Origin of the sequence: Aquibaculum sediminis (assembly GCF_040712085.1) — a bacterium.
In the GTDB taxonomy this organism is placed as follows: domain Bacteria; phylum Pseudomonadota; class Alphaproteobacteria; order Kiloniellales; family DSM-21159; genus Aquibaculum; species Aquibaculum sediminis.
In genome coordinates, this window is the sequence record NZ_JBFCVK010000012.1 from 36,818 (window position 1) to 51,360 (window position 14,543).

Below are 14,543 nucleotides of genomic sequence, written 5' to 3' on the forward strand. Positions count from 1 at the left end.
GTCCCCTGCCGTCCTGCTCGCGAACACCGGCCTCGTCATGGCGCAAGCCAGCAGCCGCGCAGCTCGCTCGCCTTGCGTGACGCGGTGCATATAGAGGAAATTCCGCCGTGAAGTAAAGGCCGGCTGGTCCGGTTGCGCGCCGATTTCGCCCAGGCGTGGTTGCAAGACCCCAATTCCACCACCCCACCGACCAAGGATTGTCGAGAGCCGCCATGCGCCTTGCCCTCTATCAACCGGACATTCCCCAGAACTGCGGCACATTGTTGCGCCTCGCCGCCTGCCTGGCCGTGCCGGTCGATCTCATCGAGCCTTTCGGCTTTCTCTGGGAGGACAAGCGGCTGCGCCGGGCCGGCCTCGACTATGCCGTGCTGGCCTCTGTCACCCGCCATTCCTCCTGGGAAGCCTTCCGCCGCGCGCGGGCACAGCGGCTCGTTCTGCTGACCACCGCCGGCACGACGCCCTATACCGACTTCACCTACCGTGCGGACGACATACTGCTGCTCGGGCGCGAGAGCGCGGGCGTGCCCGAGTCGGTCCACGCCGCTGCCGACGCCCGACTGGCGATTCCCTTGTCTCCGGGCTTTCGCTCCCTCAATGTCGCGGTGGCCGGCGCCATGGTGCTCGGCGAGGCCCTCCGTCAGACCAGGGGATTTCCGCAGCAGGAGTCGCTATGAGCGATACGAATGGCATCGAGGCCCGCAAAGCAAAGGCGGCAGCCTGGTTCGAGGAACTGCGCAACGGCATCTGCGCCGCCTTCGAGGAACTCGAGGACGAGCTGGGGGCGCGGCCGGATGCGCCGCTGGCCGAGCAGGAACCGGGGCGTTTCGAGCGCAAGAGCTGGGAGCGCAAGGACCACGACGGTGCGCCGGGTGGCGGCGGGGTTATGAGCCAGATGCACGGCCGCGTCTTTGAGAAGGTGGGGGTCAACATTTCCACTGTGCACGGCCGCTTCTCGCCGGACTTCGCGAAGAAGATCCCCGGCGCCGAGGCCGATCCGCGCTTCTGGGCCTCCGGCATCTCCCTGGTCGCCCACATGCAGAGCCCGCTGGTGCCGGCGGTGCACATGAACACGCGGCACATCGTCACCAGCAAAGCCTGGTTCGGCGGCGGCGCGGACCTCAACCCCATGTACCCGGACGAGCAGGACACCGCCGACTTCCACGACGCCTTCCGCAGCGCCTGCGACCGACACGATCCCGAGCACTATCCGCGCTTCAAGGCCTGGTGCGACGACTACTTCATGATCCGCCATCGCGGCGAAGCCCGCGGAGTCGGCGGCATCTTCTACGACTATCTGGAAACCGACTGGGAGCGGGATTTCGCCTTCACCCAGGACGTCGGCCGCGCCTTCCTCGAGGTCTATCCGAAGCTGGTGCGCCGTCACATGCACCGCCCCTGGAGCGAGGAGCAGCGCCGGCACCAGCTGTTCCGCCGCGGGCGCTACGTCGAATTCAATCTGCTCTACGACCGCGGCACCCGATTCGGCCTGGAGACGGGCGGCAACGTCGAGGCCATCCTCATGTCTCTGCCGCCACTGGCGGCCTGGCCGTAACAGAGCAGTCCAGAGTCGGACGGCCGGGCTCAGGACTTCGTTTTGATTTCGGAAGGCGTGCGCAGAGCGCTGCGCTTGCCACGACGACCATGGCAATTGGGCCGCCCCTTTCGGAGCGGCCCAAACGTTTAGATCTCGCGCTTTCGCGCTCGCAACTGCCGGCTCGGCGCACCGTTCGGCAGCAGCGTGCAAGGGACGGGTTATTCCACCCCCATCCCTTCGTACATCGCATGCAACATGTGATGCGCCGCGACTGGGTCGCCAAAGAACGGGTAATCGCGAAGGTCGGCCTTCTGCTCACCCTCAGGTGCCTCGTAGATGACCGCGCCATCCTTGATCGTCACCGCGACTTCGAGCTCGGCCAGCGTCTCGGGATCCACTGCGGTGGGATCATCCGACAGGATCACGAAATCGGCGATCTTGCCGGTCTCGATCGTGCCCTTCCGGTCTTCCTCGAAATGCTGCCACGCAGGCCAGATGGTCAGTGCCTTGAGCGCCTCCATCACGCTTACCCGCTGTGCCGGCCCAAGGATGTCGCCCGAGCGGGTGCGCCGGGTGACCGTGGCCGAGAGGATCCGCATGCTGTCGGGGAAGGCCACCGGCGCGTCATGGTGACTGCCGAACATCATGCCGCGCTGGCGCACCCATCCGGTGGGCGAGATGTTGTCGGCGTTAATCGGCCCCACGGTGTGGTCGCGATGCCAGTCGCCCCAATAGAAGGTGTGCATCGGGAAGAGCGACGGGAACACGTTCAACTTCTGCATCAGGTCCACCTGGTCCTCGCGCAGGAATTGTCCGTGGACCAGCACAGGGCGGTTGCCGATGTCTCCGTAGGACTCCTGGGCTGCACCCAGCGCCGCCAGCAACATGTCCGACGCGCCCTCACCATTGGCATGGGTGATGATCTGATGCCCATTCTCGTAGCACCAGTTCACCGCGTCCTGCGTCTGCTCCATGGTGATGGCGGAATAGCCCTTGTAGCCTGGCGGGTAGTCACCAACGGGGTCGTAGTAGGGCTGGTCGCGAAGTGCGGTGAAGCCCTGCGGCGAGCCGTCGATCGTCAGCTTGCAGCCACCGGTGCGCACCTTCCCGTCGTACTCCTGCGAGGCGTGCTCGTTGATATAGTCCGCCGCCTCCAGCACGTCGGGAAAGGCCACCACGTCGATCGGAAGTTCACCCCGTGCGTCGACAGCGCGCAGCGCCTCGACCAACGAGCCCGACGAGCGGCCCTCCTGACCTGTGGTGTAGCCGAACTGCGCCCAGAGTTCAGCGCCAGCCTTGGCAAAGGCTTCCTGGCCATCCGCGCCGAGATCAGCGATCATTGGCATCAGCACGCGGAAGAAAGCATATTCCTCCATCACGCCGTTCGGTGCGCCGTCCGCGTCGCGGTGAAAGACGCCGCCCGCCGGGTCCTCGGTGGAAGCATCGATCCCGGCCAACTCCAGTGCTTTGGAATTGGCGACGCCAAGGTGGCCGGACTGGTGCAGTATGATCAGTGGCCATTCGGTGGTGACAACATCGAGCTCATCGCGCGTGGGATGCCGCAACTCGGCAAGCTGCGCGTTGTCATAGCCAAAGCCGATGACCATCCCTGCATTTTCGAGAACCGCCTCGTTGTCGGCCATCCAGTCCCTCAGCGCCTGCTGAAGCTTCGGGATGTCGGAGACGGTTCCGTCGGGCGGTGCCTGCAGATTGGCCGAAAGCGCCTGGATGCCACCCATCACCACGTGGCCGTGGCTGTCGAAGAAACCGGGCAGCATGGCGCGACCGGCAAGATCGAACATCTCGGTTCCCTCGCCTTCGAGCGCCGAGACCTCGTCCATCGTGCCGACAGCCAGGATCTTCCCATCCTTCACCGCTACCGCCTCAGCGGTGGGCTGCGCATCGTTGATTGTGACAATCGGCCCGCCGGAATAGATCGTGTCAGCGATCTCCTGCGCTGTCGCGCTCCCGGCCCACAGCGCCGCGCCGATCAACAGCGCCGCCCTGCCCACAATTGGTCTCATTGATAATCCTTCCAAGAGATAACTTAATCTAGAGCACAAGTTCTGTGCCACTAGACCATGTCCGTCAACCCGGTTGTCGTGTGCTGAAGACTGAGAGAGCAAGCAGAATTTGGAGATCAGCTCGCCAAATATTGATTTAGCGCGATCAATCGTACCTCGACCGCGAACATTCTCGAATATGGTAATTGTATAGTTTTGTCATCTGGCGAGACGCGGACTGCAATCACTCACATCTTCAGCCCAAAGAGTCAGACCGGATCGCATTCAATCTGAAGCAAGGGGTTCAGACTCGAGTAGCGCGCTCGAGCAGGATCGCCGTGCGACCCAAAAAGAGCGCGCGAATCTACTTCACCACTTTGTAAATAGACCGGAATCACGCAGCTAATATGAAACCCTGTGGTTCAGATGAACCGATATCCAGCCTGAATGCGCGTATCAGGCTTCGGTTTCAGCCATGGCGCAGATCAGGCGCCAGTGCTCGTCGGAAACCGGCACGACGGACAGGCGTGACTGGCGCACCAGTGCCAGATCGGCCAGCCGCGGCTCGGCCTTGATCTCGGCGAGGGTCACCGGCCGCTCGACAGGCTTGACCGCTTCCACGTCCACCATGCCGAAGCGCCCACTGGGGTCGCTGTCGTCGGGATAGTACTCCTTCACCACCCGCACGATGCCGACGATCCGCTTCTCGTTGACCGAGTGGTAGAAGAAGGCGAGGTCCCCCACCTTCATGGCCTTCATGTTGTTCGAGGCCTGGTAGTTGCGCACACCGTCCCAATGGGTCCGGCTCTCGCGCACCTGATCGTCCCAGGACCAGGTTCCCGGTTCGCTTTTCATCAGCCAATAGGCCATGCTTTCCTCCACAGCGGTTGAGGCCCCATAGCAAAAGCCCCGCCGCACCGCCACACCGGAAAGGAGACCTTATGAAGCTGCAGCACTGCGCCTGGCCGGAGATCGAGGCCTATCTGCGCGGGTCCACCGCCATCATCATTCCCATCGGCTCCACCGAGCAGCACGGTCCCACCGGCTTTCTCGGCACGGACGCGCTCTGCCCCGAGGTGCTGGCGGAGGGCATCGGCGAGCGCTGCGGCGCGCTGATCGCCCCGACACTGTCCATCGGCATGGCACAGCATCACCTGGGCTTTCCCGGATCGATCACCCTGCGGCCGACCACGCTGATCGCCGTGGTGCAGGATGTGGTGAACTCCCTGGCACGCCACGGCTTCGACCGCTTCTTTTTCCTCAACGGCCACGGCGGCAACATTGCCAGCGTCACGGCCGCCTTTTCAGAGATCTATGCCGAATCCAGCCTGGGCACCGCCTCTGGCAATCGGCCGCCGCTGCGCTGCCGCTTGCACAACTGGTGGGACGTGCCCGGCGTCAAGCGGCTCTCGAGCGAAGTCTTCGGCGCCGACGAAGGCAGCCACGCCACCTGCTCGGAGGTGTCGCTCACTTATCACGCCTTTCCCGAAGCCGGGCAGCGACTCGCCGCGGCCGGCAACGCGCTGACGCCGGGGCGCGCGCCCAACGGCCCGATCCGAGATGCCGACGACTACCGCCACCGCTTCGCCGACGGGCGCATTGGTTCCGATCCGCGCAAGGCCAGCGCCGAGGCCGGCGCTCGGCTGTACGAGACAGCCGTGACCGAACTCAGCGAGGTCTGGAAACGCTTCGCGGTGGAGGACTGACCGGACTTCAGGCGGCCTTGGCGTAGATGCCGGCCGCCTTCACGGGATCGTCCACATAGGCCTCGAACTGCTTGAAGTTCTGCTCGAAACGCTTGGTGAGCTCGTGCGCCGTGGAATCGTATGCGCCGGTGTCCTGCCAGGTGCGCCGGGGGTCGAGCACCTCGGCGGGCACGTCGGGGCAGGCGGTCGGCACGCGCAGCCCGAACTGCGGATGGACCACGCTTTCCACACCGGCAAGGCTGCCATCCAGGGCCGCGCGCAGCATGGCGCGGGTGTGGCGGATCGACATGCGCTGTCCCACGCCGTACTGGCCGCCGGTCCACCCGGTGTTCACCAGCCAGCAGCGGGCACCGGTCTTGGCCATCTTTTCACCGAGCATGCGGGCATAGACGCTGGGATGGCGCGGCATGAAGGGCCCGCCGAAGCAGGTGGAGAAGGTGGCCTGCGGCTCGCTGCCCAGCCCCTTTTCCGTCCCGGCGACCCGCGCCGTGTAGCCGGAGAGGAAGTGATACATGGCCTGCTCGGGGCTCAGCTCGCTGATCGGCGGCAACACACCGAAGGCATCAGCGGTCAGCATGACAATGTTCTGCGGCAGGCCGCCCGCGCCCTCCTGCACGATGTTGGGAATGAAGTCCAGCGGATAGGAGGCGCGGGTGTTCTCGGTGAAGCGGCCGTCATCCAGATCCAGTTCACGGGTGGCCGGGTCGAGGGCCACGTTCTCCAGGATGGTGCCGAAACGCCGGGTCGTGGCCCAGATCTCCGGCTCGGCCTCGGCGGAGAGCTTGATCACCTTGGCGTAGCAGCCGCCCTCGAAATTGAAGACCCCGCTGTTGGTCCAGCCGTGCTCGTCATCGCCGATCAGGTTGCGCGAGGGGTCGGCGGAAAGCGTGGTCTTGCCGGTCCCGGAGAGGCCGAAGAAGATCGCGGTGTCACCCTTGGGCCCGACATTCGCCGAGCAGTGCATCGGCAGCACGTCGCGCGCCGGCAGCAGGTAGTTCAGGACGGAGAAGATCGACTTCTTGATCTCGCCGGCGTACCAGGTGCCGCCGATCAGGATCAGGCGCTGGGCGAAGTTGACCAGCACGAAGCACTCGCTGTTCGTACCGTCCAACTGCGGGTCGGCCTGCAGGCCCGGAAGCTGCAGCACTGTGAACTCCGGCTCGAAGGACTGCAGGGCCTCGGCCGGCGGGCGGATGAACATGTTGCGGGCGAAGAGATTGTGCCAGGCATTCTCGGTGATCACCCGCACGTTGAGGCGATGCTCGGGGTCGGCGCCGGCCCAGAGATCCTGAACGAAGGCTTCGCGGTTCTGCAGATAGGCCCGCGCCTTGCGCAGCAGGCCATCAAAGGCTTCGGGCGACATGGGGCGATTGACGTTGCCCCACCAAATATCCGCCTGGGAAGAGGGTTCCTCGACGATGAACTTGTCGTTCGGAGAGCGGCCGGTATGCTGACCGGTGTAAGCAACGAAAGCGCCGCCGGAAGCAACGAGCCCTTCATTCCGCCGCAATGCCGCCTCGTAGAGCAGCGGCGCAGGCAGGTTCCAATGCGCCTTGCCGAGATTATACAGTCCGATGGTATCCAGTCCGTGGCTGCTGACGACCGGGCCGGTGTTATCCACGATGCGTCTCCGTTCCCTTGTTTCGTGAACCTCTCCGAGATTGTGGTTAGTGGGCCGCGGTGCAAATGGCAAGAGTTGGGCTGTCGCAGGGGAAACGCCCGACGATTGCAAGTGGTTCACCAGCCCCGCACCGGCGTTCCTGCACGGCGCGGACGCCACCTCATATCGCCCCGGCGGCCCGCGTTTTCGGGCGGCAACGCAGGAGTTCTGGCCAGTCCTGCCGCGCTGACGCTATGATCGCGGACTTTGAACACGACAGCAGCAACACCACCCATCGGTCCCGATGACCCTGTGACCAGAGTGAGCAGAGCATGAAAGCACAAAGCGAGCGCCAGGGGAGCGCAGCCTCACCGGACGAGATCGAGCCCCAGCGCTACGACATCGCGTTGGTGGATGATGATCGGAACATTCTGACTTCGGTTTCCATGGCACTGGAAGCGGAAGGCTTCCGCGTGCGGACCTATACGGACGGCACCGAAGCGCTGCGGGGACTGAGAAGTCATCCGGCAGACCTCGCCGTGCTCGACATCAAGATGCCGCGCATGGACGGCATGGAACTGCTGCAGCGCCTGCGCGAAAATTCCAACATGCCGGTGATCTTCCTCACCTCCAAGGACGAGGAGATCGACGAAGTGCTGGGCCTGCGCATGGGGGCCGACGACTACATCACCAAGCCCTTCTCCCAGCGCTTGCTGGTCGAGCGCATCCGCTCCCTGCTGCGACGCGAGCGGGCGGCCCGCGAGGAACTCGACCCGGAACGCGAGGCGCCGATCCGTCGCGGCGAACTGATGCTGGACCCGGCGCGCCATCTTTGCACCTGGAAGGGCGGCCCGGTGAACCTCACGGTCACCGAGTTCCTGATCCTGCGCGCGCTGGCGCAGCGCCCGGGGCATGTGAAGAACCGCGACCAGTTGATGGACGCGGCCTATGGCGAACACATCTATGTGGACGACCGCACCATCGACAGCCACATCAAGCGCCTGCGCAAGAAGTTCAAGGTGGTCGACGATGACTTCGCGCAGATCGAGACCCTCTACGGTGTCGGCTACCGCTACCGGGACATCTGAGCCGAAGGCGGCGGCGGCATCGGGCGCGAAGCGGAGGCGGAGCGGCCGCCCGGAAGAAAGGACAGGCGAGACGATCGCACCCCGGCTTTCGCAGCTGCGCGGAAGGCAGGAGAGCAGCGCCGACGCGCGTCGGCGTCGGCCGGCCTGGCGCTCCCCCCTCACGCGCCGCATCCTGCTGATCAACACCCTGGTGTTGCTGATCCCCGTGCTCGGCCTTCTGCATCTGGAGCAGTACCGCCAGAGCCTGATCGATTCCGAGATCGAGGCCATGCGCACCCAGGCCACCACCGTTGCGCTGGCCCTCGGCTCCGCGGCCATCCGCGACGGCCCCCAGGGCGATCAGCAGCTCATGCATGAGTCCGCCCGCCAGTTGATCCGGGTGCTGCTCAGCGACATCTCCCTGAGCGCGCCCTTGCGGGCGCGCGTCTTCAGCCAGAGCGGCGAGTTGGTGGCGGATTCCTTCATGCTCGGCGGGCCGGAAGCGGTGGTTCGCGTGGAAGAGCTGCCGCCGCCGCAATCGCTTGGCCTGGAGGCGATCCGCTGGATCGAGGACTTCTACGACAAGAACATGCGCCGCCTGCTGTACCCGGATGCCCTGCCGCTCTATCAGGAGCAGCCGCGGCAGAGCGCCACCCACTACGAGGAAGTCGAGCAGGCCCTTGCCGGCGAAGGCTCCGCCGCAGTGCGCCAGGACGCCGGCCAGCGCCTCGTGCTCTCGGTCACCGTACCGGTCCAGCGCTACCGTCAGGTCGTGGCCGCACTGATGGTCAGCAAAGAGGGTAGCGCCATCGACCGTGCGGTGCGCGACCGCCGCAGCGACATCCTGCTGGTCTTTGCCGTGGCACTGGCGGTCACGATCCTGCTCTCGCTCTACCTGGCACGGACCATCGCCCGACCCATCCGGCGCCTGGCGGAAGCCGCCGACCGGGTTCGGGGCAGCAGCGGACAGGCTGACAGCATTCCCGATATGACTGCCCGGCACGACGAGATCGGCGACCTCTCTGCCGCGCTCATCGAGATGACCCAGGCGCTGCACAGCCGGCTCAAGGCCATCGAGCACTTCGCCGCCGACGTGGCGCACGAGATCAAGAATCCCCTCACCTCCCTGCGCAGCGCAGTGGAAACGGTCAGTCGGATCGAGAACCCCGAGCAACGCGCGCGGCTCATGGCAATCATCATCGACGATGTGTCGCGCCTCGACCGGCTGATCAGCGACATTTCCGATGCCTCCCGCCTGGATGCCGAATTGGCCCGGGCCGAAAGCGAACGCTTCGACATGGCGATCCTGCTCGAAACCCTGGTGGCAGTGGAGCGCGAACGGGCCGAAGTCGGCACCGCCGATCTCAGCCTGACCCTGCCGCTGCGGGCAAACCTGGCGGTCATGGGCAAGGAAGGTCGCCTGGGGCAGGTGTTCCGCAATCTCATTGCCAATGCCTTGTCCTTCAGCCCGCCAGACAGCACCATCCGGCTTGCCGCCTGGCGTGAAGGCGTCTGGGTGATCATCACCGTGGATGACGAGGGTCCCGGCATCCCTGAAGGCAAGGAGAACGCCATTTTCAGCCGCTTCTACAGCGAGCGTCCCGCCGGAGAGAAGTTCGGCACCCATTCCGGCCTGGGACTGTCGATCTCGCGTCAGATCGTCGAGGCCCACCACGGGACCATTGTTGCCGAGAACCGGCCGCAGGGCGGCGCCCGCTTCACCGTGCGCCTGCCGGCGGCCGGCTGATTGCTGCAGGAGTCGCGTATGGAACGCATGCATGCCACCTGCGTCGCCCTTTCCACCCAGGCCGGCCCACTCGGGGTGCTGCTCCGCGGGCCGGCCGGCGCGGGCAAGTCCGGTCTGGCGCTGCGCCTGATCGATGAGGGCGGCTGGCTGGTCGCCGACGACCAGGTGGAAATCCGCCGAGAAGAAGATCGGCTGCTGGCCCGCGCGCCGGCGCAGGTCGCCGGCATGATGGAACTGCGCGGCTTCGGTCTGGCCGAGGTGCCCCACCTGCCGGAAACGCCGCTGGTCCTGGCCGTGGACCTGGTGCCCGGAGAAGGCGTGGAGCGTCTGCCCGAAGAGGCGAGCCTGGAACTGCTCGGCCTGGACCTGCCGCTGCTGCGCCTGGACCCGGCCGCAGCGACCACGCCGGCCACGCTGCGCTTTGCCGCCCGGGCACGGGCCACGGCTCTGGCGCCGCCCACAGCGGAGACACAGGACCCCGCCGCGCAGAAGGACGACACCCCCGCACCGCTGCTGCTCATCACCGGGCTGTCGGGAGCGGGGCGAACCCTGGCACTGAAGCACCTGGAGGATCTTGGCTGGGAAGCCATCGACAACCTGCCTCTGGGCCTGCTGGACGGCGTGCTGGGCGCCAACCCGCGCCGGCAGCCGCTGGCCGTGGGCATCGACAGCCGCACCATGGATTTTTCCGTGCCGCTGTTCCTGCGGCAACTGGCTCGCCTGCGCGCCGACCCACGCATCGAGCCCAGCCTGCTCTTCCTCGACTGCGACGACGCGGTGCTGCAACAGCGCTACACCGAGACCCGCCGGCGCCATCCGCTGGCGCTCAACCGGCCGCTGGCCGACGGCATCGCCGCGGAACGGGTCCTGCTGGAGCCACTGCGCCTCAAGGCCGATCGGCTCCTTGACACCAGCGACCTGCCGCCGGTGGAGCTGCGCCGCCTGCTGGCAGCCGACCTCGCCATCGATCGCGCCGCCGGCATGCAGGTCTTCATCACCTCCTTCTCCTATCGCTTCGGGCTCCCGCGGGAGGCAGACTTGGTGTTCGACACGCGCTTCCTGGCCAATCCCCACTGGGAGATGGAATTGCGCGGCCTGACCGGACGCGACCCGGCGGTGGCCGCCTATCTGGCCGCCGACCCCAACTACGAGCCCTTCATCGCCGGACTGCTGGGCCTGCTGGAGCCTCTGATGGAGCAGTACCAGGCGGCCGGAAAGAGCTATCTGACCATTGCCTTCGGCTGCACCGGCGGACAGCACCGGTCGGTTGCCACCGCGGAGCGGGTCATGGCGCGGCTCTCCGAGCTTGGGTGGCCGGCGGGCCTCTCGCACCGTGAACTGGAGCGCGCTGTGGTCAACGCCAACAGCTCCCGCCCCTCCCCGGTCCCGCGCTGACCGGTGTCCAAGGGTCGCAAGTGGACGAATGATGGCTGCGGTCGCAGATCAATTCAGGTAGTAATGGCCGGCCCGCGCATGGCTGCGCCCGTAAGGAAAGCGAAATGATCGGTCTCGTTCTGGTCACACACGGCAATCTGGCGAGCGAATTCATCGCAGCCATGGAACATGTCGTCGGCCCTCAGGCTGACGCCGTTGCGGTCTGCATCGGTCCCGAGGACGATATGGAACAGCGGCGCCAGGAGATCATCGAGAGCGTGCAACGCGTGGACAAGGGGGCCGGCGTGGTCATCCTCACCGACATGTTCGGCGGCACGCCCTCCAACCTCGCCATCTCCGTGCTGGACCAGGGCCGGGTGGAGGTGATCGCCGGCATCAATCTGCCCATGCTCATCAAACTGGCTCAGGTGCGCGGCCGCGAGCGCCTGGCCGACGCCGTGCTCCAGGCCCAGGAAGCCGGGCGCAAGTACATCAGTGTGGCCTCGCAGCTGCTGCGCGACGAAGCCAGTCGCTGAGGGGCCACTCGCTGAGGAGCCGCCCGCCGAAGGGCCGCTCGCGGAAGGACTTTCAAGAACGTGGATGATCAGAAAACAACATCCCCCTCTGTTCGTCGCGTCACCATATGCAATCGCAAGGGACTGCATGCCCGGGCTGCGGCAAAGTTCGTGAAGCTGGCCGGGGAGTTCTCGGCCCAGGTCTCCGTGGTGCGCCGTGACCAGGAAGTGCCCGGCAACTCCATCATGGGCCTGATGATGCTTGCGGCCGCGCCGGGCTGCGAACTGGAACTGCGGGCAGAGGGCCCCGAAGCGCAGCAGGCGCTCGACGCTTTGGCCGAACTTGTGCAGCGCGCGTTCGATGAAGACTGAGAGCGGACAGGACAAGACGAAGCCTCGGGGCGAAACCCGGCTGCAGGGCCTGGCCGTCGCGCCCGGCATCGGCATCGGCACGGCGCATCTGCGCGATGGCAGCCGGATTCCGGTGCCCGAATACCTCATCTCCGCCGCCCAGGTGCCCAAGGAAATCAGCCGCTTCACTGTGGCGGTGCAGGCCGCCGAGCGGCAGATCAGCAAGCTGCGCAGCAAGGCCGGCTCGACGCATGGCGCCTCGGCAGAGGAACTGACCTACCTGCTGGAAGCCCACGCGCAGATGCTGCGCTCCGGTCAGTTGCGCGAGGGCGTGGAACGCCGCGTGCGCGATGAGCGCCGCAATGCCGAGGCGGCACTGGCGATCGAGATCGACCAGATCGTCGGTTTTTTCGAGGCCATGGACGACTCCTACCTGCGCACCCGAGGCGAGGAAGTGCGCCAGGTCGGACAGCGCATCCTGCGCCACCTCACCGACCAGGCCTATCAGGGCTTCGGCGAACTGGGCCGCAACTCGCTGGTCTTCGCCGAAGAGGTGACACCGGCGGACACGGCCCTGATGGACCCGCGCCGGGTGGTGGGTTTTGCCAGCGTGCTCGGCGGCGCCGAGGGCCACACCGCGATCATGGCCCGCTCGCTCGGCATTCCCGCGGTTCTGGGCGTGGCGGAACTGCTGCGCCATGCCCGTAACAGCGCCGCTGCCATCGTCGACGGGAACGAGGGTCTGGTGATCCTCGACCCAACGCCCGAGACGCTGGAGAGCTATCGCCGCCGTCGCGCCGGGCAATTGCGCTCCACCCGGGCACTCAAGCGCCTGCGCGACCTGCCGGCCGTGACCCGCGACGGAACGCGCGTCACGCTCCAGGCCAACCTCGAACTCCCCTCCGATGTGGAACAGGCCGTGGCCGCCGGCGCCGAGGGCGTGGGCCTGCTGCGCAGCGAATATCTCTTCATGAACCGCGACGACCTGCCCGAACAGGAAGAACAGGCCGACTCGATCCGCCACATCCTCGGCGGCCTGCCCGAGGGACCGGTCACGGTGCGCACCCTGGACGTGGGCGGCGAAAAGCTCGCATCTGCCCTGGGGCACCATCTTGGTGAAGCCACGAACCCAGCTCTGGGACTGCGCGCCGTTCGCCTCTCGCTGCGGGTTCCGGAGTTGCTGGAAACCCAACTCGCGGCGATCCTGCAGGCTGACGTAGGGGGCCGCCTGCGGATCCTGCTGCCGATGATCGTCAACGTCGAGGAGCTGCGCATGGTGCGGCGCACCCTCAACAGCGTCGCCCGCAAGCTGGCGGCGCAAGGTCGACCGGTTCCGCACCCGCTTCCCCCGCTGGGCGTGATGATCGAGGTGCCCGGCGCGGCGCTTGCCGCCGATGCCCTGGCGCCAGAAGCCGACTTCTTCGCCATCGGCACCAATGACCTCATCATGTACACCCTGGCGATCGATCGGGGCGATGAGCGGGTGGCCTATCTCTATGACCCGCTGCACCCGGCGGTGCTGCGGCTCATCCACTTTGCCGTCGACGTGGCACTGCGGCATGGAAAACCGGTGTCGGTCTGCGGCGAAATGGCAGGCGACCCACGCTACCTGCCGCTTTTCGTCGGCCTGGGGGTGCGCGAGCTGTCCATGCGCCCCACTGCCCTGCCCCGCATCAAGCAGTCGCTGCGCCGACTGGATGCCTCGGCCTGCCGGACCCTTGCCGAAGCCATGTTGCGCGAGCACGATCGCGAGACCATCCAGCACCTCCTCGAGAGCTTCCGCGCATAGCAGAGGCGCTTCACGTGCGTTGCCGCAACCCAATAGTTTGGCTAGGGTCCGGGCACATGCATATCCGCCTATAGTCGTCATGCCGCTCGAAGAGCCGTTCTTCCAACCGCCCGCACCGCCGCTGCCGGGAACCAACTGGGCGTTGTTTCTCGACGTGGACGGCTGCCTGGTGGACATCGCCGCGCGCCCCGATGAGGTTGCGGTGGAAGCCGGCCTGACAGAAACGCTGGCTTGCCTGCGCACCCGCCTGGGCGGCGCCCTGGCTCTTGTAAGCGGCCGTCCCTTGGCACAGCTCGATGCGCTCTTCGCTCCCCTGCATCTGGCCGCCGCCGGGCAGCACGGTCTGGAGCGGCGCGATGCCCGGGGGCACCTCCTGCCCACAGCCACCCTGCCCGCCGGCTTCGCCGAGGTGGAAGCGCGGCTTGCGCTCTTCGCCGAGCGCCATCCCGGCATGCTGCTGGAACGCAAGTCACACGGCCTCGCCCTGCACTATCGTGGCGCGCCGGCGTGCGAGACCGAGGCACGTCGCCTGGCCGAAGCGCTTGCTGCAACCTGCGAACCGCCCCTGGCCGCCGTGCCGGGCAAGGCGGTCATCGAACTGCGCGTGCCGGGCAGCGACAAGGGTCAGGCCATCGCGGCCTTCCTCGACGAACCACCCTTCCGCGGGCGCATCCCCGCCTTCGCCGGGGACGACGTGACCGACGAGGACGGCTTCCGTAGGGTCAACGCCCTGCAGGGCCACACCATTCTGGTTGGACGGCGGGCCAGCGCGGCGCGCTGGGCCCTGCCGGATCCCCCAGCCCTGCGCCACTGGTTGAGCCAGGCTGCGCAGGCCCTGACCCCGAAAGGAGACTGAC

Annotated in this window: 13 protein-coding genes; 10 read left to right on the top strand and 3 right to left on the bottom strand. The window is 66.4% G+C overall.

Features of this window, described 5'->3' with window-relative positions; genetic code table 11:
- The first annotated feature begins 212 nt into the window (after window positions 1-212).
- On the top strand, window positions 213-674 hold the full coding sequence (locus ABZ720_RS16490; RefSeq protein WP_366556623.1) for a tRNA (cytidine(34)-2'-O)-methyltransferase: 462 nt from the start codon (window positions 213-215) through the stop codon (window positions 672-674).
- Entirely contained in the window at window positions 671-1,552 is an 882-nt protein-coding gene (gene hemF / locus ABZ720_RS16495; protein ID WP_366556624.1) for an oxygen-dependent coproporphyrinogen oxidase, read from the top strand. Before ABZ720_RS16490 ends, hemF begins: the two co-directional genes overlap by 4 nt.
- Window positions 1,553-1,752: 200 nt before the next feature.
- On the opposite strand, the gene ABZ720_RS16500 is transcribed toward hemF, so the two are convergent.
- On the bottom strand, window positions 1,753-3,546 hold the full coding sequence (locus ABZ720_RS16500) for an amidohydrolase (protein ID WP_366556625.1): 1,794 nt from the start codon (window positions 3,544-3,546) through the stop codon (window positions 1,753-1,755).
- A 447-nt stretch (window positions 3,547-3,993) separates the two neighbouring features.
- Window positions 3,994-4,407, bottom strand: a complete 414-nt coding sequence (locus ABZ720_RS16505) for an EVE domain-containing protein (protein ID WP_366556626.1) — start codon at window positions 4,405-4,407, stop codon at window positions 3,994-3,996.
- 71 nt (window positions 4,408-4,478) lie between these two features.
- Between ABZ720_RS16505 and ABZ720_RS16510 the strand changes: the two genes are divergently transcribed.
- Window positions 4,479-5,243: a creatininase family protein gene (locus ABZ720_RS16510; protein WP_366556627.1), complete on the top strand. Its 765-nt coding sequence runs from the start codon at window positions 4,479-4,481 to the stop codon at window positions 5,241-5,243.
- Between the two features lie 7 nt (window positions 5,244-5,250).
- Here ABZ720_RS16510 and ABZ720_RS16515 read toward each other — a convergent pair whose 3' ends face one another.
- A complete protein-coding gene (locus ABZ720_RS16515) occupies window positions 5,251-6,864 on the bottom strand; it encodes a phosphoenolpyruvate carboxykinase (RefSeq protein ID WP_366556628.1) in 1,614 nt (537 codons plus the stop codon).
- Between the two features lie 311 nt (window positions 6,865-7,175).
- On the opposite strand from ABZ720_RS16515, the gene ABZ720_RS16520 reads away from it, so the two are divergent.
- From ABZ720_RS16520 to otsB, 7 genes are all read left to right on the top strand, one after another.
- The gene (locus ABZ720_RS16520; protein ID WP_366556629.1) at window positions 7,176-7,931 is read left to right on the top strand and encodes a response regulator transcription factor; all 756 of its coding nucleotides are present in this window, start codon (window positions 7,176-7,178) and stop codon (window positions 7,929-7,931) included.
- Complete coding sequence (locus ABZ720_RS16525) at window positions 7,873-9,657, top strand: sensor histidine kinase (RefSeq protein ID WP_438264114.1); 1,785 nt, start codon at window positions 7,873-7,875, stop codon at window positions 9,655-9,657. Before ABZ720_RS16520 ends, ABZ720_RS16525 begins: the two co-directional genes overlap by 59 nt.
- An 18-nt stretch (window positions 9,658-9,675) precedes the next feature.
- Entirely contained in the window at window positions 9,676-11,052 is a 1,377-nt protein-coding gene (gene rapZ / locus ABZ720_RS16530) for an RNase adapter RapZ (protein WP_366556630.1), read from the top strand.
- A 104-nt stretch (window positions 11,053-11,156) separates the two neighbouring features.
- Window positions 11,157-11,567, top strand: coding sequence for a PTS sugar transporter subunit IIA (locus tag ABZ720_RS16535; RefSeq protein WP_366556631.1), 411 nt, complete (start codon window positions 11,157-11,159; stop codon window positions 11,565-11,567).
- Between the two features lie 60 nt (window positions 11,568-11,627).
- Window positions 11,628-11,918 (top strand): HPr family phosphocarrier protein, encoded by a 291-nt coding sequence (locus tag ABZ720_RS16540; protein WP_366556632.1) that lies wholly within the window; start codon window positions 11,628-11,630, stop codon window positions 11,916-11,918.
- Window positions 11,908-13,686 carry a phosphoenolpyruvate--protein phosphotransferase gene (ptsP, locus tag ABZ720_RS16545; RefSeq protein ID WP_366556633.1) on the top strand — a complete coding sequence of 593 codons (1,779 nt, stop codon included), beginning with the start codon at window positions 11,908-11,910 and terminating at the stop codon, window positions 13,684-13,686. The genes ABZ720_RS16540 and ptsP overlap by 11 nt, the downstream gene beginning before the upstream one ends.
- Before the next feature lie 79 nt (window positions 13,687-13,765).
- Complete coding sequence (gene otsB, locus ABZ720_RS16550; protein WP_366556634.1) at window positions 13,766-14,542, top strand: trehalose-phosphatase; 777 nt, start codon at window positions 13,766-13,768, stop codon at window positions 14,540-14,542.
- The last annotated feature ends 1 nt before the right edge of the window (window position 14,543 follow it).